Source organism: Plesiocystis pacifica SIR-1, assembly GCF_000170895.1.
In the GTDB taxonomy this organism is placed as follows: Bacteria; Myxococcota_A; Polyangia; order Nannocystales; family Nannocystaceae; genus Plesiocystis; species Plesiocystis pacifica.
Window position 1 is genome coordinate 35326 of record NZ_ABCS01000033.1, and the last position, 23978, is coordinate 59303.

The following is a 23978-nucleotide window of genomic DNA, read 5'->3' on the forward strand; positions in this document are numbered from 1 at the left end:
GCGACACGTGTAAGGCGCCAGCGGCCGCTCGCTTGTCTTTGCACGGACGCACTCGACCAGGACACTCCACCCGTGACGCATCACCCTTCCAGCTCCCGTCGGCGGCGATGGATGAGCGCCACGGCCAGACCCCTCGGGGTCTGGCTGCTCCTCGTCGCGGTCCTGATCTCGGCGTGCAGCGGGTCGTATTCGGGGGGCTTGCCCCGTCGCGCGCCTCGAGTGGGGGCCGACACGCCCCAGCTGGCGACCTTCGATCCGGGCGCGCTCGCCGAGCAACGCCGCGCGAGCGACGGGCGCGAGCAAAAGGCCCGCTCGGGCCCGCCCGCGCCCCCCGAGCTCCCGCCCCTCCCGAGCCCGGCCATCGATGAGGTCCGACCCCGCGGCGAGGTCGGAGCGCGCGCGGAGCTGTCCGTGCGCTTCAACCGACCCATGGTGCCGCTGGGAGACTCGGAGTGGATGAGCGCCGAGCAGGCCGGCCTGCGCATCGAGCCCGCCGTGGCCGGGAAGGCCCGGTGGATCGAGCCGACGCGGCTCGAGTTCGTGCCCGAGGGCGAGCTCCCGCCCGCGCGCACCTTCGAGGTCCACTTCGAGGCCGAGCTCGAGGCCGTCGACGGCCCGCGCCAACGCTTCGTCCGGGACTGGCGGTTCACCACCGCTGGCCCAGGGGTGTACCTGTGGGTCGACGACGACGCCGTCGCTGGCGACTACGACCGCTACCACTGGCGCGCCCCGGTGCTGGCGAGCACCACCCAGCCCGTGCGCCTGTCGACCTTTCGCAAGCACCTGCGCGCCGAGAGCGTCGACGCCGAGGGTCGGCGCCGGTCGATCCCGGTGAAGGTCCGGGCGCTGCCGGCCGACCTGGAGGGGTGGCAGGAGGCCGACTTCGAGATCCGACCCGCCTCGCGCTGGCCGACCGAGGGCGAGGTGGTGATCCACGTCGACGGTGAGCTGGTCGGCACGCTCGGCCCGCGGCCCATGGGCTACGACGAGCGCCTGTCCTTCGTCGCCGACGGCCACGTGCGGGTGATCGAGCTCGAGTGCGACGGCGGGGACTACGACGACGGCTGCGAGCTCGGCCCGGTCAGCCTCTACCTGTCCTCGCCGATCTCGCGCGGCCAGGCGCGCAAGGTCCGAATTCGGCCTGCCGTCCGCGGCGGCGGCGGGAAGGCGATCATGCAGCGCTACGACTGGGACGCGGACGGCCCCGCGCGGGCCTTGAACGCCCACGACGGCATCCTCGTGTGGGGCGACTTCGAGGTCGGAAAGACCTACGCCATCGAGATCGACGCGCTCACCGACATCCACGGCCAGACCCTGGCCGAGCCCGTGCGCCGCGAGGTCCACTTCGTCGAGCCGCCGCCGGCCCTCGAGCTGAGCGCGGACGCGGGCACGCTGGCGACGGCCGCGACCACCCAGATCGGCGTCGAGAGCCGCCACGTCGAGACCCTCGAGGCTCGCGTCGCCGCCGTCGAGGGTCCGCGCGCCGTCGAGGCCTTCCTGGCGTGGAAGTCCCAGCGCGGCCACCCCAAGCGAGACCAGGTGATCCGCGACGCGATGGCGGGCGTCCAGCCCGTGAACCGGACCGTGCAGCACTCGGGGAGCCACGGGTGGTCGTCACAGACCCTCGACCTCCAGGCCGAGAGCGGGCGCAAGGCGGGGCTGATCGCCTACGAGGTCCACGCGACGGCGCTCTTGCCCCGGGCCCGGGGGCGCCGCGTCCCTCCGCCCCTGCACGGCCTCGTGCAGCTCACGGACTTGGGCGTCAGCGCAGCGGGGAGCCTGCCTCGCGGGGTCGTGCGGGTGGCCAGCTTGACCACGAACGCGCCCGTGGTGGGTGCCGAGGTCGAGCTCCTCGACGGCGAGGGGGTGGTCGCGTCGCTGGGCAAGACCGACGCCGAGGGCCTCATCGAGATCCCGTCGGCGTCGATGCCCAGCTTCAACCAGGTGCTGCGCGTGCGCCATGGCGACGACCGCCTGCTGGTCTCGGCCGAGGCGCTCGGCTGGTTTCCCCGAGGCGAGGCCAGGGGGGCGCTGCGCTCGGGGGAGTCCCTGCGCGTGGCGTTGATGACCGAGCGCGCGCTCTACCGCCCCGGGGAGTCCGTGCGCGCCATGGGCTGGGCCGCGATCGCGAGCCCCTACACCCTGGCCTCCCTGCGACCGCTCCCCGAGGACACCGAGATCGAGGTCGAGCTCCGCGATTTCCGTGGGGAGCTCGTCGACCGTGTCCGGGTCCACGCCAAGGCGCACGGCAAGTTCTGGGCGACCCTCGAGGTCCCCGACACGGCGGGCCTGGGGGACTACCGCGTCGAGGCGCAGATCGTCGACCACGGCCTGAAAGCCGCGGGGGCGACGGTCCAGGTCAAAGACTTTCGGGCGCCGGCGTTCCAGGTCGAGGCCAGCTCGGCGCGGGCTGACCTGCGCCACGGCGAGGCGACCGAGCTCGCCCTCCGGGCCCACTACTACTTCGGCGGTCCGGTGCCCATGCGCCGGGTCCGGACGCGGACCCAGTGCCGGGTGACGGACTACCGCCCGCCGGGCCTCGAGCCGGGTTGGTCGGTCGGCCCCGCGCCCAGCCGCGGGCACCCTCGCAAGTCCGAGGACCTCGCCCCCGTCGAGCTCCCCGCGCCCTCGCTCGAAGGCCGCGTCGACTACAGCTTGCGCCCCGAGGCGTCGAACCCCGAGCTCCCGACGCAGTGCATCCACAGCGTCGCCGTCGCCGACGCGAGCGAGACGGAGGTCGGGGCCGAGGTCGCGCTCATGCTGCACCCCGCCCTCTACGTGGGCGTGAAGCACCCGCGCAAGGTCGAGGCCGGCGAAGACCTCGAGGTCCAGCTGCGCAGCCTCGACTTCGACGGCGAGGGGGCGCCGGGGGCCGCGGTGGAGGTCGGCCTGACCCGGGTCTGGGGGGAGCCGATCTACGACACCGTGGGCGGGGTCCGGCGCTACCTGGGCCACGAGCGTCGCTCGCAGATCCTCGATCCCTGCGCGGTGTCGACGGACGCCCAGGGCGGGGGGAGCTGCACCTTCGCCGCCCTCGAGCCGGGGCGCTACGAAGTCCGCGTCGACTCGGGAGAGCGCTCTCGGCCCTTCGTCGAGAGCGAGCTGTGGGTGCCCGAGCCGGCCCTGCCGGATAGTGGCGCGCGCTTCCCCAGCGCCCCCGTCGAGCGCCTGACCCTGGAGCTCAGCGCCCACGAGGCGCAGGTGGGCGAGCACGTGCGCGTCCAGCTGCGCGCGCCGTGGGCCCACGGCCAGGCCCTGCTGTTGCTCGTCAAGGGCGGCGTCCACAGCGTGCACCCCGTCGAGTTCGACCAGGGCCGGGCCAGCGTCGACTTCGAGGTGAGCGAGGCGTGGGCTCCCGAGGTGAGCTTCATGGCCCTCGCCGTCGCCCCGGGAGACCTCGGCGCCGCGCCGCCGCGCTTGCCCGAGCTCCAGACGCAGCGCGTGGATCTGGTCGTCGGCGTGGCCAGCCGTCAGCTGCGGGTCGAGGTCGAGGCGCCCCAGACCGTCCAGCCCCGGGAGACCGTGGCCATCGAGGTCCGCGCCCGGGACTACCGCGGCCGTCCGGCGGCCGGCCACGTGAGCGTGTGGGCCGTCGACGAGGCCGTCCACGCCCTGTCGCCGCCGCGGATCCCCGATCTGGTCGGGACGCTGGCGGTGGGTTTTGGACACATCCCGAACGTGGTCTCCAGCTACGCCGAGCTGCTCACGCCCTACGCAGCACACGGCGACCCCTACACGCCCTGGGCCTTCGACCCGAACTGGCGAGCGGGCGGGGAGGGGATCCTGGGCATCCCTGGAGGCGTCCCGGGGGGCGTCATGGGAGCGCTCGCAGGGTCCAGCGAGGCGATGGCCATGGAAGAGGGCGAGTGGCGGTGGCAACCCGGCGGCGAGCTCGAGCAAGCCCCCATGCCCACGGCCCGCAGCGAGTTCTCGAGCGCGCCGATCTTCGTCGGTGACGCTGAGCTCGGAGCCGACGGCGTCGCGCGGGTCGAGGGGACCCTGCCCGACAACCTCACCACCTTTCGGCTGACGGCGGTGGCCTCGTCCCCGCTGACGGAGCCCGGATCCGACGCGCGGGTCGAGCCCCGCTTTGGCCTGGGCGACGCCCGCGTTCGGGTCACCCGGCCCCTGGTCGCCCGCGCGGCCTTGCCCCGGGTGCTGCGCCCTGGCGACAGCGCCGAGCTCGGCGTGCTGGTCGACAACCTCGGGGGCGGGGCCGGGCAGCTCGAGGTCGAGGTCGCCCTGGTCGACGCGGCCGGCCGAGCGCTCCGCGGCGCCTCGGCCCTCGAGATCCTCGGCTCGACCCGGACGAAGCTGGCCATGGACGCCGGCGCCCAGATCCGGCTGCCGATCCAGGTGCGCGCGCGGGAGACCGGCGCGGTCCACTTCGAGGTGCGCGCCCGCCTGCGCCCGAGCGCCGCCGGTCGTGAGGCGGTGTCCGACGTGCTGCGTCTGCCCGTGCCCGTCGAGGCCGAGCGCACCCTCAGCGATCGCGTCGCGGTCTACGGCGAGCTGGGCTCGGCCGTCGGCGGGGAGGGGAGGGGCCGGAAGAGCCCGGGCTCGGTGGCGGCGCTGCTGCCCTTCACCTTGCCCGCGAACATCGACCCCGCCTTCGGCGGCTTGAGCGTGTCGGTGAGCTCGACGATCCTCGGCGGGGTCGAGGACGCCGTCGCCTACTTGGTCGACTACCCCCACGGCTGCGCGGAGCAGACCGCGAGCTCGCTCGCGCCCCTGGTCCCCCTCGGTCAGCTGGCCGAGCAGGGCTATCCGCTGGGCATCGACGACACCAGCCGTTACGTGCGCGCCGGGGTCCAGCGCCTGCGCTCCATGCAGGTGAGCTCCGGGGGCTTCGCCTACTGGCCCGGCGGGCTCGAGGCCTCGCCCCACGCGACCGCCTACGCGACCTGGGTCCTCACCCAGGCCGAGCGCGCCGGCTACCCCGTGCCCTCGGACATGCTCGCGGGCGCCACGGCCTATCTGCGCTGGCGCCTCGACACCTGGGCGAGCCAGGCGGGCCCCAGCGTCGAGGCGGACGTCGAGGCCGCGTGGATCGCCTGGACGCTGGCCATGGTCTCGGACCGCGCGCTGGTCGGCGCCGCGGTCGATGGCCTCCACGAGCGCCGGGGGCGGCTGCCCGTGTTCGCCCAGGCGATGGTGGCCCTGGCCATGGACGCGGACGACCCCCGGGGCGACGCGCTGCTCGTCGAGCTCGCGGCGGGCATCGACGAGCGCGAGGGCTTCGCCAAGATCGAGCTGGACTCGCGCTGGACCTGGTATTGGGACAGCGAGGTGCGCACCAGCGCGCTGGTCCTCCTGGTCTACCTCGATCGGGATCCGGACCACCCGGTGGTGCCCAAGCTGACCCGCGGCCTGCTCGAGTCGCGCCGGGGCGGGCGCTGGTCCAACACCCAGGAGAACGCCTTCGCGCTGTTCGCCCTGGCGCGCTACGCTGCGCTCTACGAGGCGGAGGAGCCCAACTTCGAGGGCCGGGTGTGGCTCGACAACCTCCCCGTGGTTACGATTGCCATGACCGGGCGCAGCTTCGGCTTCGAGGACGGCTTCACGCCCATGGCCGAGCTGCTGGCGGCGAGCTCCCGAGGGGCTCCAGCTTCCCGAAGCTCCGCCCGAACATCCGCGGAGCCGCTCATCCTCGAGCGCGCCGGGACCGGGCGGATGTACTACCGCGTGGGCCTCGAGTGGGCCTCGACGGACCCGGACCTCCCGGCCAAGGCCGCCGGCGTGACGCTGCGCCGGACGCTGCGCGACGCGACGGGCGTGCTCGGGGACGACCCCAGCGTCGCCTCGGGGACCCTCCTGGCCATGGACGTCGAGCTCGAGCTCGGCTCTGCCCTCGACCACCTCGTCGCGGAGCTTCCGCTGCCGGCGGGCCTCGAGGCCGTCGACGTCGAGCTGGGCCGAGGTCGCGCCGCCATGCGCATCGAGGGGGAGCGGGGGCCCTGGGTCAGCCACCAGGAGCTGCGTCGCGATCGGGCAGTGGTCTACGCCGATCACCTCGAGCCAGGCATTCACCACACTACGGTGTTCCTGCGCGCGACGACCCCTGGGGACTACACCATGCCCGCGGCCACGGCCGAGCTCATGTACTACCCGGAGATTCACGCCCGCACGACGGGGCAGCGGCTCCGCGTGCGCTGAACTGCGTTGTCGAAGCCCCGGCAATTCTTTTGTTGACCCTGGGTGTCATGGGTTAGTCTATCCACCTTGGTGGACTGATGACCATGAAAAAAACCTACACATACTTCCTACCTTGTGTGCTCTTTGCTCTGCCGGCCTGTGGCGACGACGGCAGCGGTGGTGCTGGTGACGAGGTCGGCGAGACGGCCGGCGATACGGGGGAGTCGACGACGGGCACGGGCGACGCGGGGGAGGCCGGCGAGTCTGGGGACTCGAGCGGTGACACCACCGGAGAGACGGGCACCGGCGAGACGACGACCGACACCGGCGAGACGACCACCGATACGGGCGAGACGACGACGGACACCGCGGACACGGGGCAGGTCCCGTGCAGCGAGTGTTCCGAGGCGGCCAACGCGTGCAACGACGAGTGCGACGCCGCCGACCAGATGTGTACCGACGCTTGTGACGACATCATGGGTCCTGAGAAGCAAGAGTGCTTGCAGGCCTGTGACGAAGCGGCGGGCGCTTGCGAGGACGAGTGCGACGCCGCCGAGGAGACCTGCCTCGACGACTGCGTGCAGGACGACCCGTGCGCGGGGTGTGAGCAGGACGCCCAAAGCTGCGAGGACCAGTGCGATGACGCGGAGGACGAGTGCCTCGCTCCCTGCGAGGAGCTCGAGCCGGGCGACGAGCAAGACGCATGCGTCGAGGCCTGCGAGGACGCGACGGGTACGTGCGAGGAGGTCTGCGACGACGCCCTCCAGATGTGCCTGGACGAGAACATGTGCTGAGGGCCTAGTACTAGCGACGCTGGTATCGGCGAGCGGGGGAGCGGGGCTCCCTCGCTCTTTCGTGGCCGGCCGAACGCGCGGTGGGGTGGGCTGGGGTGGCTCCAGCCCTGGCCTGGGGGACGCGCACCCCGGACTGGGGGGGCGAACACCGGCGGGTGGGGAGTCGACGCCCCAGGCGATCACGGGATTCCGGGCACTTGGCCCCGGCACCGCGCTCGCAGTGTCTGGGGGCATGAACATCTCGCTTCACGCTCACGCACGCTCGATCTGTGGTCGCCGCCGTCGCAACGAGGACGCCTGCCTGCTCGACGCCCAGCTCGGCGTGTTCGCGGTCCTCGACGGCATGGGCGGCTACACGGGCGGCGCCGTCGCCAGCAAGCTCGGCGCCGAGGCGATCGGCTCCTTCTTCGCCGCCCAGGCCCGCGCCAGCGGCGGGACCTGGCCCCACGCCCTCGACCCGCAGCTGAGCCTCGCGGAGAACCGGGCCGACGCGGCCGTGCGCCTGGCCAACCGCCGGATCCACGCGCGCCGGGAGGGGGAGAACGAGTGCATGGGCTCGACGGTCGCGCTGCTCTCGGTCAGCGAGCGCGGGGCCGTGCTCGCCCACGTCGGCGACAGCCGCATCTATCGCCTGCGCGGCGACAGCTTCGAGCAGCTGACCCAGGACCACTCGCTCTACGAGCACCTGCGCGAGGGCGGGGTCGAGCTGCCGCCGCTCGAGGACTTCGTCTACGCCAACGTGATCACCAAGGCCCTCGGTCCCCAGGCGGATCAGCGGCCGACCTTGACGACCATCGAGCTGCTCCCGGGGGACCGGCTGCTGCTGTGCACGGACGGGCTCTCGGGCAGCCTCGACGAGGGGCAGATGGCCGCGTGCCTGCGCGAGCGCTCGACGCGGCTGGCCTGCGACGAGCTCGTGGCGGCGGCCTACGCCCACGGCTCGAAGGACAACATCACCGCGATCGTGGTCGCGGTCGCCACGTCCACGGCTAGGTGATGAGCAAGAACAAGGCGATCGACACCACGATGATCGCGGCGGTCGCCCCGACGCTGATCAGCATCGCCTTGCGCCGGTTGCGTTTTTGCTGGCCGAGGGTCGGCAGCGCGCCGGTCATGTCCTTGACCAGGGTCTTGGTCTTGGAGGGGTCGAGGGAGCTCGAGCCGCGCTTGGAGAAGGACGGGGCGATGCCCGGGGCGTCGGTCTCGACGGACACGGCCGCGAGGGCGTCGCGCATCTTGGTCATGCTCGAGAAGCGCTCGTCCTTGGCCTTGGCGACGGCCTTGCGGGCGATGGTCTCGATCTTGCGAGGGATCGGCGGCCCGTCGGGGAGGAGCTCGGCGAAGGTCGGCGGCTCGCCGTGGAGCTCGGGGGGGATGCCGGCCTTGCCCTGGCGATCGAAGGGGGTCTCGCCCGTGAGCAGGAAGTAGAGGATGCAGCCGAGGCTGTAGACGTCGGCGCGGTCGTCCACGCCGCTGTCGGCGAGCTGCTCGGGGCTCGAGAAGTTGGGGACGCCCCGGGGGTTGTCGCCGGGGTCGCGCAGCAGGCGAGAGACGCAGGCGTGGAGCAGCTTGGTCGAGGTGCCGCCGATGGGCGGGTCGTCGAGCAAGACCACGGCCGCGGGGCTCAGGTCGCGGTGGAAGATGCCGTGGGCGTGGGTCTGCGAGAGCGCCTTGGCGAGCTCGAGGGTGATGCGTCGCGCGGACGGCCAGGGCAGGGGGCCGTGGGCGTCGATCTGCCTGGACACCGGTGCGCCGCGCGAGCGGGGGAAGACCAGGTAGGGCAGGCCGTCATCGTTGACGCCGTGATCTTCGGCGTTGAGCAGGCCGTCGTGCTCGATGGTCCGGGCCCGCTGCATGGTCTGCTCGAAGCGCTCGCGCCCTTTTGGGGTGGCGAGGTGGTCGAGGAACTTGACGTCGACCTCGCGGCCGCGCTTGGCGTCCGTCGCGGTCCACAGCTCGCCGAGGAAGGCGTCTTTGTCCCGGGCCTCGAGGCTGTAGCGCTCGTCGATGGCGGGGGCGTCTGCCGGAGGGCGGGCGGGCGCGTCGACAACCGGCTCCGGAGCTTGCGTCTCGGTGTCTGTCTCGGTGTCTGTCTCGGTCTCGATGTCTGGCTCCGCCCTGTCGTCTTCGGGATCCTCGGAAAGGGAGGGCGAAGCCGAGGGCGTCTCGAGCAGGACGTCGTCACGACCGCGGCGATGCCAGTCGAGGCGGACGACGTTGTTGCTGGGAGACTCGGGCATGAGCGCTCTCTCTACAGTTGAGCACACATGCTCCCGGCCGCGATAGTTGGACCTTTGATCACGAGCGCCGCGGCGGACTGATCCCCGGGACCCTGACTGGACGGGCGGACAGTCGGCGCGTGCTCGAAAGCGCGGCGCATGGTCTCTGGACCATGTCACCGGGCGGGTCGATCGGAGTCAGGTGGGAGCGTCCGCGCCTTCGGGGACAGGCCTTGGGTCTTCGGTACAGATGACTTTCTGGTGCATCCGTGAGCAGAACCACAGCTGTCCCTCCTCCCCACAGCGCGCGCGCCAGGAGCTGGGCCCTTCCATGGGCTGGTTCGACTCGAGGATCTCGACGGACTCGGCGGGGGCAGGCCATCGCGTCGGCGCTCTCGGTCGCGAGCAGGGCGCTGCTACAGGCCGTGAGCGTAAACGCGAGACCGAGGCCGAGGCCGAGGGAGAGAAGACCGAAGCGGGGCGAGCGGAGCGGACTGGGCGCGGGCAAGGTGGGGCATTGGACCATGCCCCAGGGGGATCAGGATAGGCCCCAAGGCCCGCGGAGCGCCTCGCTGCGCGCCCGCACGGGGCCGCCGGACTTGTTCTTGAGCACCTCGTGGTCCATCCGCGACAGCCGGGTGCGCAGGGGATGGGCCGGCCGCGGCGTGGGATCTTCGCGGTTGATCTCGGAGCGCACGCGCAGGCTGACGAGGGGGCCGAGGGAGCTGCCTCGATGGGGCTCCTCGTGATCGGGGGCGGGCCCGTTGGCGGCGCCCGGGGTCGGTGCGCTCGCCTCCCGCGGATCGGGCTGGCGGATCAGCACGACCCGGGCCTCGTGCTGGCGCGCCTGGCCGAGCAGTCGCCCCTGCCAGGCCGTGGACCCCGAGGGCTCGCCGTGGCGAAAGTCGAGGATGACCAGGCCAAAGCCGCCCGAGCGCAGGAGCAGCTCGGCGCAGCGGCACTGCTCGGCGGCTACGGACGCGCGCTGGCGTCGACCCGCCCGGGGGCTTCGAGCGGTGCTCGTGCTCGGAGCGGGGACGGGGACCTGGATGACGATCAGCGCGTCGAGGTCGATGCCGGCCGCGGCGAGGTCCGGCGGGTAGAGGTCGCCGCCGGCGAGCTGAATCCAGGCCGCGGTCTCGCCCGCGCGCTGGACCCCCGCGAGGATCGAGACCGCGGCGCTCGTCCTCGCGGCTCCGCACAGCTCGATCAAGCGGCCGGGAGCGGCGAGCTTCGAGAGCGCTTCGCCGCCGAGATCACCGTCGCGGGCGAGGCCGCTGGGGGCGACGCGCTCGAGGGACTCGGGGTGGACGAAGGCGCTGCGATCGAGGGCGAGCATGGTGTCTGTATTTTAGTTCAGTGTCTTCGCTGTGCGACCCCGAATGCGCCGTTCAAAGCCCCCTTTTGGCGCTTTTTGAGCCCGCGTTCCCCGAGGCCCGCCCCCAACCCCCAACCGCGGTTTGGCCCCGAGCGCGCGTTCCCGGCCACGGCCCCCCGCGTTGGCGTTACAACAGAGCGGCCATGTCGATGCCCACCGATGCCGAGATTGCCCAGTCCGCCACCCTCGAGCCCATCACCAAGGTCGCCGAGTCCCTCGAGCTGGGTCCCGATCAGCTCGAGCTCTACGGCCGCTACAAGGCGAAGATCGACCTGGGCGTCGTCGACGAGCGCCGCGCGTCCCGACCCCGGGGCAAGCTCGTGCTGGTCACGGCGATGACCGCGACGCGCTTTGGCGACGGCAAGACGGTCACCTCCATCGGCCTGGCCCAGGGCCTGGGCAAGACCAACCGGCGCCACTGCCTGGCCCTGCGCGAGCCCTCCCTCGGCCCGACCTTCGGCATCAAGGGCGGCGCGGCGGGGGGCGGCTACGCCCAGGTCCTGCCCATGGAGGACATCAACATGCACTTCACCGGGGACCTGCACGCCATCACCTCGGCCAACAACCTGCTCGCCGCGGCCACGGACAACCGCGTGCACTTCGAGCAGCGGGCGATCCGGCGGGGCAAGGCCGAGGCCACGGACGCGACCGTGGACCCCGAGCGCATCGTGTGGCGCCGCGTCCTCGACATCTGCGACCGACAGCTGCGCAACTGCACGCTGGGCCAGGGCAAGGCCAGCGACGGCTTCCCGCACCAGTCGGGCTTCGACATCACCGCGGCCTCGGAGGTCATGGCGGTGCTCGCCCTGGCCAAGGACCGCGCCGACCTGCGCGCCCGCCTCGAGCGCATGGTCGTCGCCTGGACCAAGGGCGGCCAGCCCGTGCGCGCCGGCGAGCTCGGCTGCATCGGCGCCCTCGAGGTCCTGCTCAAGGACGCGCTGGCGCCCAACTTGGTCCAGACCATCGAGCACACCCCGGCGCTGATCCACTGCGGCCCCTTCGCCAACATCGCCCACGGCTGCAACAGCATCGTGGCCACGGAGCTCGCCCTGCACAGCGCCGACTGGTGCGTGACCGAGGCCGGCTTCGCCGCGGACCTGGGCGCCGAAAAATTCCTCGATATCAAGTGCCGCGAGCTCGGCCACTTCCCCGCGGCGGTGGTCCTCGTGGTCACCTGCCGGGCCATGAAGCTCCACGGCGGGGTCGATCTCGACGCCGTCGGGGCCGAGAACGTCGAGGCCATCGAGGCCGGCTTCGCCAACGTCCGCGTGCACCTCGACAACCTGCGCCGGGTCTACGGCGTGCCCGTGGTCGTCAGCCTCAACCGCTTCCACTTCGACTCCGACGCCGAGATCGCCGCGGTCCGCCGCCTCGTCGAAGCGGAAAAGGCCGACCTGGCCCTCTACGAGGGCTTCGCCCGGGGCGGCGAGGGAGCCGTCGAGCTCGCCGACAAGGTCGCCGCCGCGGCCGAGGGCGGCAACCAGGCGCTGCGCCCGGTCTACGACCTGGACATGTCGCTGAAGGAGAAGGTCGAGCGCCTGGCCCGGGAGGTCTACCGGGCCGACGGCGTCGACTGGAGCGAGGAGGCTGAGGCTGACCTCGCGCGGATCCAAGAGCACGGCGCGGACGCGCTGCCGATCTGCGTGGCCAAGACCCAGCACTCGATCTCCGACAACCCCAAGCTGCGCGGCGCGCCCTCGGGCTGGCGACTGCGCGTGGGCGGGCTGCGGCTGTCGGCGGGGGCAGGCTTCGTGGTCGTGCGGACCGGGGACTTGATGCTGATGCCGGGGATGCCCAAGCGCTCGGCGGCGCAAGTCATCGGCTTCGGGCCGGACGGCAACATCGTCGGCCTTTCTTGATATGCCCCCGCAGGCGGATCGGACCGGGGGCGCTTCGTCGCTGCCGCTCCTCCGCTTTGGTCGTGGGGCAATGGGGTTCGTGCCTGGGAGGGGGCATGTGGTCGCCCCCGCTGGCGGGGGCGTTGTTTGGCGGGGGGGAAGACCGGTGGGATTCTGGCGGGGGAAGACCGGTGGGGATTCTGGCGGGGGAAGACCGGTGGGGATTCTGGCGGGGGAAGACCGGTGGGGATTCTGGCGGGGGGAAGACCGGTGGGGATTCGGGGGGGGAAGACCGGTGGGATTTTGGCGGGGGTGAGGGCCGGTGGCGATTTTGGGGGGTGAGGGCTGGCGTGGGTGAGGCCGGTGGGGATTTTGGCGGGGGTGAGGGCTGGTGGGGAGTGGCGGGGTGAGGGTCGGGTCGGTGGGGGGTCTGGCGGGGTGAGGGCTGGCGGGGTTAGGGGCGGGTGACCCGGTCGGGGTTGGTTAGCCTCCGAGGTGCCAGGAGCTTCCGGTGATGTACTCGGGGAGGTCGATGCCCATGTGCGTCAGGGCTGTGGGGGCGGCGTCGAAGTTGCGGGGCCCAGACTGGGTGTCGGGGTCGTAGTCGGGCAGAGGGCCGGCAACCTCGGGGCTGGAGACGAGGAAGAAGATCGCCTCGCAGGCCTCGCAGTTGCCGCCGTGGTCGGTGCCTTCGCCGCCGTGGTCGGTGGTGACGACGACCTGCCACGCTTCCTGGTCGAAGCTCGGGCGCGCTTTCACGGCGTCGAGGATGGAGCCGAGTTGGGCGTCTGCGGCTTCGATGGCGGCGAGGTACTCGGGGACTTCGGGGCTGAAGCCGAAGCGATGTCCGGTCCCGTCGGTGTCGTCGAGGAACAAGAAGATCGCGTCGACGGGGGCGCCGCGGGTCCAGGCGCTGTTGGCCGAGCCGGCGTCGTCTTCGAAGCTCCCGTTCAAGAGCGCGACGACCCGCTCGGTGTTCGTCGGGTCGGTGCCGTGCTTGACGTAGTCGGCGGTGCAGGGGATGGCGAGGTCGAGGCCCCAGGTGAACAGGTAGGCCGTGCCCAGCGAGGGGGCGGCGGACTCGAGCAGGCTGAGGTAGTGGGGGAAGGCCTCGGCGTCTCCGAGGGGGACCTCGTCGTTGCTCGAGACCCCGTGCTGGGCACCGATCGCGCCGGTCATGATCGACCAGTGGTTGGGGCCGCTGACGGTGTCCGCGTCGGTCAGGGTCCTGGCCTTGCCCGTGTGGGCGCCGCCGTAGCCCGGGGCCCAGCTCCCGTCGGCGAGGGCGTCGAGGGTCGGGGTGTTCGCGGTCGCCATCGCGTCGGGGCGGACGCCGTCGAGGGCGACGACGAGGCTCTTGCGCGCCTTGGGCTCGCCGGCGGTGGTGTCCGACTCGTCCGAGCTCGCCTCGTCCGAGCTGTCCGAACCCGAGCTGGTGTCGGTGTCGGTGTCGGTGTCGACCTCGGTCTGGGTCGAGGAGGTGTCTGGGGCGGTCGCCGGATCGTCGGGCTGTCCGCACGCGGACACCAGCGACCAGGAGAGCACGCAGGGGATCGAAAGCAGCCGGACTCGCATGAGCTTGGCTCGGATGATGGCAACGGGGTCGTCGCCCATCAAGACGGCGAGGGTGGCACTCGAGGGCTTCACGCCCGCGTGACGGCGACGAGCTGCTCCCGGAGCCAGGCGTGCTCGGGGTCGCGCTCGTGGCGTTGGTGCCAGATGGCGCAGAGCTCGAAGCCAGGCAGGTCCAGGGGCGGCTTGCGGGTGATCAGGTCGAGGGCCTCGGCGTAGCGAGCGGCGACGCGGGAGGCGACGGTCAGCACGCAGTCCGAGTTGGCGACGAAGCGGGGCGCGATGTGGGAGTTGGACACGCTGCGGGCGACTCGACGCTCGAGCCCGAGCTCGGCGAGGAGCTCGTCGACGACGCCCCGGGGCTGGCCGCGGGGGGCGACGAGGACGTGGTCGAGGGCGGCGCCGCGCGCCTGAGCCGAGCTAGGGGGCGAGCAGCTCGATGGTCCCCGAGTCGACGTCGACGGCGAAGTAGGCGTCGTCGTCGGGGCAGCTGACGCTCCACTTGTGGCGGTAGTAGAGCAGGCGGTCGCGGACCGAGTCGAAGGCGACGTCGGTGATGCACCGCGTGGACATCGGCGGCTCGTCGTCGGGGCTGCCGGCGTGGACCAGGGTCGCCGGGCTCGAGGGCGAGCCGTCGATGGGCTGGAGCACCGTCGCGTAGCCCCCGGTCACCGGCAGGACCACGTAGGCGCGGGCGTTCGCGTAGTCGAGGGTCGTGTACTTGCGGTACTGGTTGAGCCCGAGCTCGACGCCCCCGAGGCTCGGGGCTAGCTCGGCCAGGAGCTGGGTCGCGGCAGGCTCGCTGTAGGGGGAGAAGTGCTCCCAGTTCGCGGGCTCCGTGAACACCACGGTGTTCGCGTCGTGGACGGGGCTGGTGGTCAGGCCGCGGGGCGCCGACTCGAACAGGCCCTCGGTGCACTCGAACTCGTCGCCCCACTCGCAGTAGCCGTCGTAGACGAACTCCGAGTCGAGGATCTCGAGGGTCAGCGGGTCGGCCTCGCGGACGTAGAAGCTGCAGGCGTTGGGATCGCAGTCGGCGTAGATGTAGCGGAGGGTGTCCGTGTGCGGGTCGATGATCGGGCTGTCGAACTCGCGCCCGTCGCCGCAGTCGTCGCAGCAGATCACCTCGATCTCCTCGAGGTGTTCGACCTCGCCGGTCTCGAGGTCGGCGCGGACGTACTCCTCGAGGGCGCAGTACAGGCCCTCTTCTTCGCTGAAGTAGCTGTGGCGCACGAACACGTAGGCCCAGTCGAGGGGCCGGTCGAGGGCGAACTGTCTGACGGTGGTGCGGTGGTCGGCGGGCCACGGCCAGGTGTCGACGAGCACGCTCTCGACCCCCGTGACGGGGTTGACGGTCAGCAGCCCGTCCGTGTCGTCGTCGAGCTCGAAGCTGCGGACCCAGCGGTCTCGAAGGGGGTCGAAGCCGTCCTGGGTGACGAGCTCGGGGACGATGGGTTCACCCGTGGTCGACTCGGACTCGGAAGACTCGGACTCGGACTCGGACTCGGACTCGGAGGACTCGGAGTCCGTCGTCTCGGTGCCGGTCGATTCGGTAGATTCGGTCGATTCCGTATCGGTGTCGGTACCGGTCGTTTCGGTGTCTGAGTCGGCGTCAGTGTCCTCGGTGTCCTCGGCGGCCTCGTCACCGTCGAGGCCGGGCCCGCTGGGGGGCTCGCAGGCGCACAGGCCGAACGCGATCAGCGGGAGGACGAGGACTCTTTTCGACGCGGAGCGAAGCGGCACCCATCAGGCTTGTCACCACTCGGGGGCCGAAGCAACGTCGAGTTTTTGGAACGCGTGGGCGGGTCAGGGGCTGAGCAGCTCGACGGTTCCGGCGTCGACGTCGACGCCGCGGTGCGCCGGTTCGGGGCAGGCCGCCTTGTACTTCCAGCGCCAGTAGAGCACGCGGTTGCGGACGGAGTCGAAGGCCGCGTCGCGGATGCACTCGGTCGAGAGCTGTTCCTCGCCGCCGGCCCCGAGGTCGAAGCGCGGGTTGATCATGGTGCACGCCGACAGCCCACAGAGCACCCTCTGCCCGCGCTCACTGCCCGAAGGCGGCGAGGGCGGCCCGAGCGATGGGCTCGCCGTGCTCTTGAACGAAGTGCCCGCCGGCCTCGACGATCATGGGCTCGGGGCAGCCGCCGATGGCCTGGCGCAACATCCCCATCACCTCCGGGCCCAACACGGGGTCCTGGGGCCCGACGGCCATGAAGGTCGGCCCGGACCACTGCGTGGACCAAAAGGACATCGCCTGGCGGCCGATCTCGGCGCCCTCCATGTCCGGGGTGATCGGCACGATGGCCGGGAAGCGGCGCACGCCAGCTTTGAACTCGGGCCCGGGGAAGGGGGCGTCGTAGGCCGCGACCTCGGCGTCGGTGATGCCCGGGATCGCGCGCTGCATCAGCTTGCCGACGTCGAGGTCGGGGCTGTTGGCCACGAAGTCGCGCCAGCTCTCGAAGCCCTTGCCCGGGCTCAGGCCCACGGCGAGCGCCGTGTTCATCACGATCAGCCGGTCGACGAGCTGGGGACGATCGACGGGCAGGGTCAGCCCCAGGATGCCGCCCCAGTCCTGGCACACCAAGGTCACGCGCTCGAGCTGGAGGGCGTCGAGGAAGGCGAGCAGGCTGCGGCGGTGAAAGCCGAAGGTGTAGACGGCGTCGTCCGTGGGCTTGTCCGAGCGGCCAAAGCCGAACAGGTCCGGGGCGACGACGCGCCCGCCCGCGGCGGTGAACACCGGGAGCATCTTGCGATACAGGAAGCTCCACGAGGGCTCGCCGTGGAGGCACAAGAAGGTGTGCTCGGCGTCCCGCGGGCCCTCGTCGACGTAGTGCATGCGTAGGCCCTCGAAGCCCGGCAGGCCCTCGAGGTAGTGGGGCGCGTAGGGAAAGTCGGGCAGGTCGGCGAAGCGGTCGTCGGGGGTGCGGACGAATTCCATGGCGGGCGCCAAGATATCAGGGCGCCGCCGGGCTCAGGGCGCCGCCGGGCTCAGGCCGCAGTTGGGGTCGTCGCGCCACGCGGGCGCCGTGAACACCAGGTCGACTCGGCGGTTGTGCCTCCGGCCCTCTTTGGTCTCGTTGGTGTCGATGGGCCTGTCTTCGCCGTAGCCCCGGGCCTGGATGCGCTCGGCGGCGACGCCTTTTTGAATGAGAAAGTCCGCGACGGCCTCGGCCTGGCGCTGGGTCGGGCGGGCGCTCATGTAGCGGTGCTGGTCGGCCGTGACCGTGTCCTCGTGGGCTTGGATCTCGAGCTCGAGCTCGGGGTAGGCCACGAGCACGGCGGCGACGGACTCGAGCAAGGGGAGGGAGTCGCGGGCGAGGGTGGCCTTGGTGCGGTGCTCGAACTCGAGGCCCTCGATGGTGCCCTCGAGGGCGGCGACCTCCTCGGGCACGCGATCGGGGCAGCCGTCGGCGTCGGCGATGCCGTTGACGCACTCGGGCTCGGCCGGGCAGTCGTCATCTCGTGCCGCGATGCCGTCGTCGTCGTCGTCGGCCGCCGGGTCGGTGAGCGCGGCGGGGGTCTCGACGATGACAGGGGTCGGGGCCTCGGCGGCCTCGATCGCGCTGGTGGTTGGAGCGACGGCGGGGACGTCCGCGGCGGGGCAGGCCAGGGCGAGTCCAGCCAGGAGGGGAAGCAGGCGCCGCGCCATGAGGGCATGCTAGCAGTCGCCCACCCCGGCCGCGCCGGGACCCATGATCCACGAAAACATCGTCCACGGACTCAGCTGGCGTGGAACCCGTGGGCGGCTGCCTTTCTCGGTAGGCCGGGGATTTCCTCGACACGGGCCACAGCACGCCCCCGACGCGCGAGTCCTTTGTCGCCAAAAGCTCGCAGTACACCCGGTACAGCTTCGTTTTGGCTTCGCGGTCTCGCACGCCCGTGACGCACTGTGGCCCGCGCCGAGAAAATCCCCAGCATGCTAGCAAACTCCGACCAGGGCTCGAGAACCATGGCATGAAGCGGTCGATGACGCGCTCAGCCGATGGAGAGTGCCACCGCATCGAGGCGGACTATCTGGTCGTCGGCGCCGGCGCCATGGGGCTGGCCTTCGTCGACGAGCTCATCCACCGGGACCCGAGCGCGACGGTGGTGCTCGTCGATCGCCGCGCCATGCCGGGGGGCCACTGGAACGACGCCTACGCCTTCGTCTCGCTCCACCAGCCGGCGGCCTACTACGGCGTGAACTCGATGGCCCTCGGCGAGGGCGGAGCGGCCCTGGTCACGGGCCGCGAGGTGCTGGCCTACTTCGGGCGCGCCCTCGACCGCCTGCTGGCGACGGGGCGGGTGCGCTTTTTTGGCCAGTGCGAGCACGAGGGCGAGGCCCGCTTTCGTTCGCGCCTGGTCCCCGACCGGCGCTACCAGGTCGACGTCCGCCGCAAGCTCGTCGACGCGAGCTACATGCAGTCGGAGGTCCCGGCGATGCGGCCGCCGCCCTACGCCGTCGACCCCTCCGTGGCCGTCGTGCCCGTCAACGGCCTCGCGGAGCTGAGCAAGCGCGAGGGCGAGCCGCCGTCGAGCTTCGTGATCGTCGGCGCGGGCAAGACGGGCATGGACGCGGCGCTCTACCTCCTCGACCAGGGCGTCGCGCCCGAGGCCATCACCTGGATCGTCAGCAACGACGCGTGGTTTCTTCGCCGCGAGCGGATCCAGCCCGGGACCATCCTGGACTTCATGCTCGAGCAGTTCGAGCGCTTCGGCGACAGCGAGAGCCTCGACGGCCTGGTGTTCGCCCTCGAGTGCGCGGGCATCTTCTCGCGCCTCGATCCCGCCGTCGCGCCGACCAAGTACCGCTGCGCCACGGTCAGCGACCCCGAGCTCGCCCAGCTGCGGCGCTTGACCAAGGTCGTGCGCCTGGGCCGGGTGGTCCGCGTCGAGGCCGAGGCCGTCGTGCTCGAGCGCGGGCGCCTGCCCGTGCTCCCCGGCCAGCTCTTCGTCGACTGCACGGCCAAGGGCCTGCCGCCGAGGGAGCCCCGCCCGGTGTTCGCGGGCGCGACGATCACCTTGCAGAGCTTGCTGGTGTGCCAGCAGGTCCTGAGCGCGGCCTTCATCGCCTACCTCGAGACCCGCACGCGGGGTCCCGAGCCCCTGTCGTTGGCCCGGTGCAACGCGCTGTGCCAGGTCGTGCCGCACCCCGAGGAGGTCCGGGACTACGCGCAGACCATGCTGACGACGCTGCTCAACATCCAGGCCTGGGCCGAGGCCTGCCGCGAGTGGTTGTTCGAGAGCCGGCTGAGCTTCTTCCACCACGAGCGGCGCGTGGACGTGCTGCGCGCGACGCTGAAGATCGAGGCCACGCGCGTCGCCGCAGAGAAGGGGCTGCGGGCGATCCTGGCCGCCACGGATCCCGACCCGACACCGGAGTTCGAGACCGTCGAGCTGCGCCACGGCCCGCTGCGCGCGTCGACCTTGACCCTCGCGCCTCGGCCCTCGCGCGAGCGGGCGGCGGTCCTGTGCCTGCACGGCTTCCCCGACAACGCCCGCAGCTTTCGCCACCAGCTCCCGGCCCTGGCCGCGGCCGGCTACCGCGTCTACGCGCCGACCTTGCGCGGCTACGAGCCGAGCTCCCAGCCCGAAGACGGCGACTACTCCCTGGCGGCCCTGGCCGGCGACGTGTTGGCGTGGCTCGACGAGCTCGGCCTCGAGCGCGCGCACCTCATCGGGCACGACTGGGGCGCGGCCGTGACCTACACCGTCGGGGCGCTGGCGCCCGAGCGCTTTTGGTCGCTGACGACCCTCGCCGTACCCCACCCGGCGCAGTTCGTCCGCGGCGTCGCCCGGCTCCCGCGGCAGGTGCTCAACTCCTGGTACATGCTCTTTTTTCAGGTCCCCGGGGCGCCGGAGCTGGCCCTGCGTCGGCGCGACTGGGCGCTGATCCGCCAGCTGTGGGCGGCCTGGTCCCCGGGCTACACCCTGCCCCCGGAGGAGTGGGCCGCGCTGCGCGAGACCTTCGAGGCCCCGGGCGTGGACCGGGCCATGCTCGCCTACTACCGCCGCAACCTGGTGCCGACCTTCGTCGACGGCCTGCGCGGCGGCGGCTCGGACGAGGCGGTGATCCGCGTCCCGACCCTGGCGCTGACCGGGGCCGACGACGGCTGCATCGATACGCGCCTGTACGAGGGCGTGGACGCCCGCGAGTTCCCCGAGGGCTTCCGCCTCGAGCGCGTCGAGGGGGCCGGGCACTTCCTGCACCAAGAGCGGCCCGAGGCGGTCAACGCCCTGGTGCTCGACTGGCTCGCCGAGCACGACCCGAAGGGGTGAGGGTCACAGCTTCAGCACGGCGACGTGGGGCTCGGACAGGCTGCCGACGTAGAGCGAGCCGTCGAAAAAGCGCGCGCCCGTGGTGATCGCGACCTTGCCCGAGGAGGCCTGGAGGTTGTGGACCAGACGGCCGCTCTCGTCGTAGCCGAGCACGATGCCGTGGCGCACGGGGGCGGGCTTGAGGGCGTCGGGGAGCCGGTAGGACAGCTTGCGCAGCCACCCGCGGGGGCCCATGAAGTCGACGAGCTTTTGCCGCGGCGAGGCCAGGGCCACCCACAGCACGCCCGCGTCGAAGCTGAGGTTGTCGGGGAAGCCGGGCAGGTTGTCGAGGAAGCGCTCGGTCTGGCCCGCCTTGGGCCCGGCGAGCCAGTGCCGGTGGACGCGGTACTTGCCGGTCTCGGCCACGAACACGGACTGCTGCGCGGCGTCGAGGGCCACGCCGTTGGCGAACAGCAGCTGGTCCACGCACACGCGCAGGCTCCCGTCGGGGGCGCGGGCGAACGCCCGCCCGGTCGGGTGACCCTCGAGCAGGTCGTTGACGTAGACCTCGAGGGACCAGCGCGCCGAGCTGACGGTGAAGTAGATGGTCCCGTCGGAGGCCACGCTGGCGTTGTTGGTGAGCAGGAATTTCTCCCCGTCGAAGCCGTCGAGGAGGGGCTTGACCGCGCCGCTGGGGCTGACCAGCTGCAGGCCGAGGTCGGCGTTGCAGACCAGCAGGTCCTCGCCGTGGAGCTCGAGGCCCAAAGGACGCCCGCCGACCTCGGCGAAGGGTGAGACGGAGCCGCTGGGATCGATGCGCAGCACGTGGCCGTCGTGGGTGCCGGTGTAGGCGAAGCCCTGGGCGTCGACGACGACGTCCTCGGGGCCCTCGTCGCCCACGGGGATCAGCCGGGCCTGGCCCAGGCGATCGTTGACCTCGAAGGGGCCGGCGAGGGCGGGGGCCGGCGGAGCTGTCCAGGGCTGGGGCTCGAAGGGGCGCACGGGCACAGCCTATCAAGGCCCCAAGGCGCCAGGCTCACAGCGGGCGGTGGGAGGCGAGGTGGTCGTCCTCGAACACGAGCGCGTCGCAGGTCGGCAGCGGCCCGCAGTCCGCATCATGGTCCCGTCTTGCGCGAGGTCCGGGATGTGCTCGAGCTCGGGGGCGGGCTCCGGCTCGCCCATGCCTGCGTGCTGGACTCGCAGGGCACAGGCGGCGCTTTGGTGCTAGGACTGGGGCCTCATGGGGCGCGCGGCGGTCGATGAAATTCACGAGCAGCTGCGGACCGTCTACGCCGGCTTGCCCCCGCTGACCTTTGTGCCGCGTCGCTTGTGGTGGCAGCGCGTCATGTTTGGCTTGTTCGGTCGCAGCCGCTGCGTGCCCGGAGTCCGCGCCCGTGATCGCGCCGTCGGGAGCCGGGCGGCGGGCGAGGTCGGCGTCCGCGTGTACTTGCCCGAGGGCGAGCTGGAGCGCGGGCCGGGGCCTGCCCTGCTGTGGTTCCACGGCGGCGGGTTGATCATCGGCCGGCCCCGGGTGGACGAGCGCCGCTGCTCCGAGTTCGCCCGCGACCTCGCCATGCCGGTGGTCTCCGTCCGCTACCGCCTGGCCCCGCGCCACCCCTTCCCGGCGGCCCTCGACGACGCCCTCGCGGCGTGGACCTGGCTGGTCTCGGCGGGCGCGGCCGAGCTGGGCGTGGATCCGGCGCGGGTGGCCGTCGGGGGCGAGAGCGCCGGCGGCGGGTTGGCGGCCTGCCTCGCCCAGCGCCTCGCCGACGGCGACCGCGGCCAGCCCCGGGCGCAGGTCTTGATCTACCCGATGCTCGACGATCGCACCGCGAGCCGCCGGGAGCTCGACGCCCTGGACCACGCGCTGTGGAACAACCGCAGCAACCACACGGGCTGGTCGGCCTACCTCGGCGCGGAGCCCGGGGGCGAGGGCTCGAAGGCGCCGCCAGCCTACGCCTCGGCCGCGCGCCGCCTCGACGCCGCGGGCGGTCTGCAGGGCCTCGCGCCCGCGTGGATCGGCGTCGGCACCCACGACCTCTTTTGGGACGAGTGTTTGGCCTACGCCGCGGGCCTGGACGCGGCCGGGGTCGAGTGCAAGCTCGAGCGCGTCGTCGGGGGCTTCCACGGCTTCCCGACCCTCGCCCCCAAGCTCCCGCTGTCCCGGGCCTTCCACCGCGCGCAGGTCGAGTTCTTGCGCGAGCGGCTGTCGCCTTTGGAGGGGGCCGAGCCATGACCGGGGTGGGGGAGGGCTCGAGGCGGATCTCGATCGTCGGCAGCTCGGGCGCGGGCAAGTCGACCCTCGCGCGGACCCTCGAGGCGCGGCTGGGGCTGCGCCGCCTCGAGCTCGACAGCGTCCAGCACCAGCCAAACTGGACGCCCTGCGAGCCGGACACCTTCCGCGCCGTGGTCCGGGACTTCGTCGCCGGGCCGAGCTGGGTCGTGGATGGCAACTACACGCGCGTGGGCGCCCTCGACCTGGTGTGGGATCGGGCCGAGCTGGTGGTGTGGCTCGATCTACCTCACGCGCTGAAGACCGCCCGGATCATCCGGCGCAGCGCCAAGCGGGTGCTGCGTCGAGAGGCGCTGTGGAACGGCAACCGCGAGCGCCTGCGCGAGCTCGTGTCCCTCGACCCCGAGCGCAACTTCATCTCGTGGGCCCACGGCAACCACCCCCACGTGCGTCAAAAGTACGAGGCGCGCTTCGCCGATCCGCGCTGGGCCGGGCTCGCCAAGGTCCGGCTGCGCTCGCCGGCCGAGGTCCGCGCCTGGGTGAGTCGGCTGCCGCGCTGACGTACACTCGGGCCGTGGCCGACGTCGTCAACCTCAACCGCTTTCGCAAGCGCAAGCGTCGCGAGGCCGCGGCCGCGGAGGCCGATCGCAACCGGGTGATCCACGGGCGGACCAAGGCCGAGAAGCAAAAGGCCCGGCGCGAGCGCGAGCGCGACGAGCAGCAGCTGGACGGCCACCGGCGCGAGCGCCCCGAGGGCGAGGGCGCGGAGCCAGAGCCCGAGCCAAAGTCAGACCCCGAGTCGCCCTGAGCCTTGGCAGGGGCCCGGCCGCGTGTCATCGTGCGCGCGTGTCTCGTCGAGCGTGGTCTTCCCTCGTCTTCGCCGCCTGCGTCGCGCTGGCGGGCGCGTCCTCGCTGACCGGCTGTCGAACGACGCAGGCCTACGTCGACTGGCGCCCGGGCCTGAGCGCCGCGGACTTCGACGGCATCTACGAGATCAGCCGGGCGGACTACCAGGGCTACGCGGACGCGGCCGAGCCCAACACCTACTACGACCGCTTCCGCGGCGAGAGCCACGAGCAGTTCGGGGCGGCCGTCGCCGAGCTCGACGCGCGCCTGACCAGCGAGCGGGCCAGCCCCGACACGCGCGGCTACGCGGTCATGGGCCTGAGCCCGGACGCCGTCACTTTGCTCGAGGCGGGGGGCGAGCCCAGGCAGGCCCCGATCGACTGGTTCGCCGTCACCGGGGACCGCGACAAGGCGCTGCTCGTCTCGGGCTCCAAGGTCATGGCCGTGGTCGGGGGCGCGAGCACGGGCATCGACGCGGGCGGGGTGCTCGGTCCCGGCCAGGGCAACTACCGCTTCATGCTCCTCGACAACGAGGGAGAGCTCACCCTCTTCGCCCTGCCCGAGCTCGGCGGGGCGATCACGGCCAACGAGCCGGGGTGGGTGTTCGCCTTCGTGCCGACGCCCGGGGGCAAGAAGGCCTGGGACATCAGCGTCGGTCGCGTGACAGTTGCACTGTGAACCAAGTGTTGTGCTCGACCCGATCGACCGGTGAGTGACCGGTGAGCGCAG

Annotated in this window: 17 protein-coding genes and 1 pseudogene; 9 read left to right on the plus strand and 9 right to left on the minus strand. The window is 72.1% G+C overall.

Annotation, left to right across the window (positions count from 1 at the left end):
• The first annotated feature begins 111 nt into the window (after positions 1-111).
• The 3 genes from PPSIR1_RS18275 (at position 112) to PPSIR1_RS18285 (ending at position 7926) form a co-directional block, all read left to right on the plus strand.
• Positions 112-6156, plus strand: coding sequence for an alpha-2-macroglobulin family protein (locus tag PPSIR1_RS18275; protein WP_157595685.1), 6045 nt, complete (start codon positions 112-114; stop codon positions 6154-6156).
• Positions 6157-6233: 77 nt separating this feature from the next.
• Complete coding sequence (locus PPSIR1_RS48010) at positions 6234-6929, plus strand: hypothetical protein (protein ID WP_157595686.1); 696 nt, start codon at positions 6234-6236, stop codon at positions 6927-6929.
• A gap of 232 nt (positions 6930-7161) precedes the next feature.
• The gene (locus PPSIR1_RS18285) at positions 7162-7926 is read left to right on the plus strand and encodes a PP2C family protein-serine/threonine phosphatase (RefSeq protein WP_006972598.1); all 765 of its coding nucleotides are present in this window, start codon (positions 7162-7164) and stop codon (positions 7924-7926) included.
• Here PPSIR1_RS18285 and PPSIR1_RS18290 read toward each other — a convergent pair.
• Positions 7919-9169, minus strand: a complete 1251-nt coding sequence (locus PPSIR1_RS18290; RefSeq protein ID WP_006972599.1) for a serine/threonine-protein kinase — start codon at positions 9167-9169, stop codon at positions 7919-7921. The genes PPSIR1_RS18285 and PPSIR1_RS18290 overlap by 8 nt on opposite strands.
• A 517-nt stretch (positions 9170-9686) precedes the next feature.
• Positions 9687-10487, minus strand: a complete 801-nt coding sequence (locus PPSIR1_RS43090) for a P-loop NTPase family protein (protein ID WP_006972600.1) — start codon at positions 10485-10487, stop codon at positions 9687-9689.
• Between the two features lie 182 nt (positions 10488-10669).
• Here PPSIR1_RS43090 and PPSIR1_RS18300 point away from each other — a divergent pair, with 182 nt between their 5' ends.
• Positions 10670-12385, plus strand: coding sequence for a formate--tetrahydrofolate ligase (locus PPSIR1_RS18300; RefSeq protein WP_006972601.1), 1716 nt, complete (start codon positions 10670-10672; stop codon positions 12383-12385).
• Positions 12386-12847: 462 nt separating this feature from the next.
• Here PPSIR1_RS18300 and PPSIR1_RS18305 read toward each other — a convergent pair whose 3' ends face one another.
• The 6 genes and pseudogenes from PPSIR1_RS18305 to PPSIR1_RS18330 form a co-directional block, all read right to left on the minus strand.
• Positions 12848-13909, minus strand: coding sequence for an alkaline phosphatase family protein (locus PPSIR1_RS18305; protein WP_157595687.1), 1062 nt, complete (start codon positions 13907-13909; stop codon positions 12848-12850).
• Between the two features lie 98 nt (positions 13910-14007).
• Positions 14008-14319: pseudogene (locus tag PPSIR1_RS18310) on the minus strand (LysR substrate-binding domain-containing protein); the annotation flags it as partial.
• A gap of 37 nt (positions 14320-14356) precedes the next feature.
• On the minus strand, positions 14357-15679 hold the full coding sequence (locus tag PPSIR1_RS43095) for a hypothetical protein (RefSeq protein WP_006972604.1): 1323 nt from the start codon (positions 15677-15679) through the stop codon (positions 14357-14359).
• 63 nt (positions 15680-15742) lie between these two features.
• Positions 15743-15937 carry a hypothetical protein gene (locus PPSIR1_RS18320; RefSeq protein ID WP_157595688.1) on the minus strand — a complete coding sequence of 65 codons (195 nt, stop codon included), beginning with the start codon at positions 15935-15937 and terminating at the stop codon, positions 15743-15745.
• Positions 15938-15977: 40 nt separating this feature from the next.
• Positions 15978-16871, minus strand: coding sequence for a haloalkane dehalogenase (locus tag PPSIR1_RS18325; protein ID WP_006972606.1), 894 nt, complete (start codon positions 16869-16871; stop codon positions 15978-15980).
• A 33-nt stretch (positions 16872-16904) separates the two neighbouring features.
• Complete coding sequence (locus PPSIR1_RS18330) at positions 16905-17582, minus strand: OmpA family protein (protein WP_006972607.1); 678 nt, start codon at positions 17580-17582, stop codon at positions 16905-16907.
• A 317-nt stretch (positions 17583-17899) separates the two neighbouring features.
• On the opposite strand from PPSIR1_RS18330, the gene PPSIR1_RS49405 reads away from it, so the two are divergent.
• Positions 17900-20191 (plus strand): alpha/beta fold hydrolase, encoded by a 2292-nt coding sequence (locus PPSIR1_RS49405; RefSeq protein ID WP_198154541.1) that lies wholly within the window; start codon positions 17900-17902, stop codon positions 20189-20191.
• Between the two features lie 3 nt (positions 20192-20194).
• On the opposite strand, the gene PPSIR1_RS18340 is transcribed toward PPSIR1_RS49405, so the two are convergent.
• Positions 20195-21172, minus strand: a complete 978-nt coding sequence (locus tag PPSIR1_RS18340; protein WP_157595689.1) for an SMP-30/gluconolactonase/LRE family protein — start codon at positions 21170-21172, stop codon at positions 20195-20197.
• Positions 21173-21410: 238 nt separating this feature from the next.
• Here PPSIR1_RS18340 and PPSIR1_RS18345 point away from each other — a divergent pair, with 238 nt between their 5' ends.
• From PPSIR1_RS18345 to PPSIR1_RS18360, 4 genes are read left to right on the plus strand one after another with little or no spacing between them, the layout of a single operon-like run.
• Positions 21411-22406 carry an alpha/beta hydrolase gene (locus PPSIR1_RS18345; RefSeq protein ID WP_006972610.1) on the plus strand — a complete coding sequence of 332 codons (996 nt, stop codon included), beginning with the start codon at positions 21411-21413 and terminating at the stop codon, positions 22404-22406.
• The gene (locus tag PPSIR1_RS18350) at positions 22403-22963 is read left to right on the plus strand and encodes a P-loop NTPase family protein (RefSeq protein WP_006972611.1); all 561 of its coding nucleotides are present in this window, start codon (positions 22403-22405) and stop codon (positions 22961-22963) included. The genes PPSIR1_RS18345 and PPSIR1_RS18350 overlap by 4 nt, the downstream gene beginning before the upstream one ends.
• 14 nt (positions 22964-22977) lie before the next feature.
• Positions 22978-23211 carry a DUF4169 family protein gene (locus PPSIR1_RS18355; RefSeq protein WP_006972612.1) on the plus strand — a complete coding sequence of 78 codons (234 nt, stop codon included), beginning with the start codon at positions 22978-22980 and terminating at the stop codon, positions 23209-23211.
• A 38-nt stretch (positions 23212-23249) separates the two neighbouring features.
• Entirely contained in the window at positions 23250-23927 is a 678-nt protein-coding gene (locus PPSIR1_RS18360; RefSeq protein ID WP_006972613.1) for a hypothetical protein, read from the plus strand.
• The last annotated feature ends 51 nt before the right edge of the window (positions 23928-23978 follow it).

What these genes read in the sequence shown, in the direction of transcription:
- PPSIR1_RS18275 (WP_157595685.1), top strand. Translation starts at nt 112, where the DNA reads ATGAGCGCCACGGCCAGACCCCTCGGGGTCTGGCTGCTCCTCGTCGCG.
- PPSIR1_RS48010 (WP_157595686.1), top strand. Translation starts at nt 6,234, where the DNA reads ATGACCATGAAAAAAACCTACACATACTTCCTACCTTGTGTGCTCTTT.
- PPSIR1_RS18285 (WP_006972598.1), top strand. Translation starts at nt 7,162, where the DNA reads ATGAACATCTCGCTTCACGCTCACGCACGCTCGATCTGTGGTCGCCGC.
- PPSIR1_RS18290 (WP_006972599.1), bottom strand. Translation starts at nt 9,169, where the DNA reads ATGCCCGAGTCTCCCAGCAACAACGTCGTCCGCCTCGACTGGCATCGC.
- PPSIR1_RS43090 (WP_006972600.1), bottom strand. Translation starts at nt 10,487, where the DNA reads ATGCTCGCCCTCGATCGCAGCGCCTTCGTCCACCCCGAGTCCCTCGAG.
- PPSIR1_RS18300 (WP_006972601.1), top strand. Translation starts at nt 10,670, where the DNA reads ATGTCGATGCCCACCGATGCCGAGATTGCCCAGTCCGCCACCCTCGAG.
- PPSIR1_RS18320 (WP_157595688.1), bottom strand. Translation starts at nt 15,937, where the DNA reads ATGATCAACCCGCGCTTCGACCTCGGGGCCGGCGGCGAGGAACAGCTC.
- PPSIR1_RS18325 (WP_006972606.1), bottom strand. Translation starts at nt 16,871, where the DNA reads ATGGAATTCGTCCGCACCCCCGACGACCGCTTCGCCGACCTGCCCGAC.
- PPSIR1_RS18330 (WP_006972607.1), bottom strand. Translation starts at nt 17,582, where the DNA reads ATGGCGCGGCGCCTGCTTCCCCTCCTGGCTGGACTCGCCCTGGCCTGC.
- PPSIR1_RS49405 (WP_198154541.1), top strand. Translation starts at nt 17,900, where the DNA reads ATGACGCGCTCAGCCGATGGAGAGTGCCACCGCATCGAGGCGGACTAT.
- PPSIR1_RS18345 (WP_006972610.1), top strand. Translation starts at nt 21,411, where the DNA reads ATGGGGCGCGCGGCGGTCGATGAAATTCACGAGCAGCTGCGGACCGTC.
- PPSIR1_RS18350 (WP_006972611.1), top strand. Translation starts at nt 22,403, where the DNA reads ATGACCGGGGTGGGGGAGGGCTCGAGGCGGATCTCGATCGTCGGCAGC.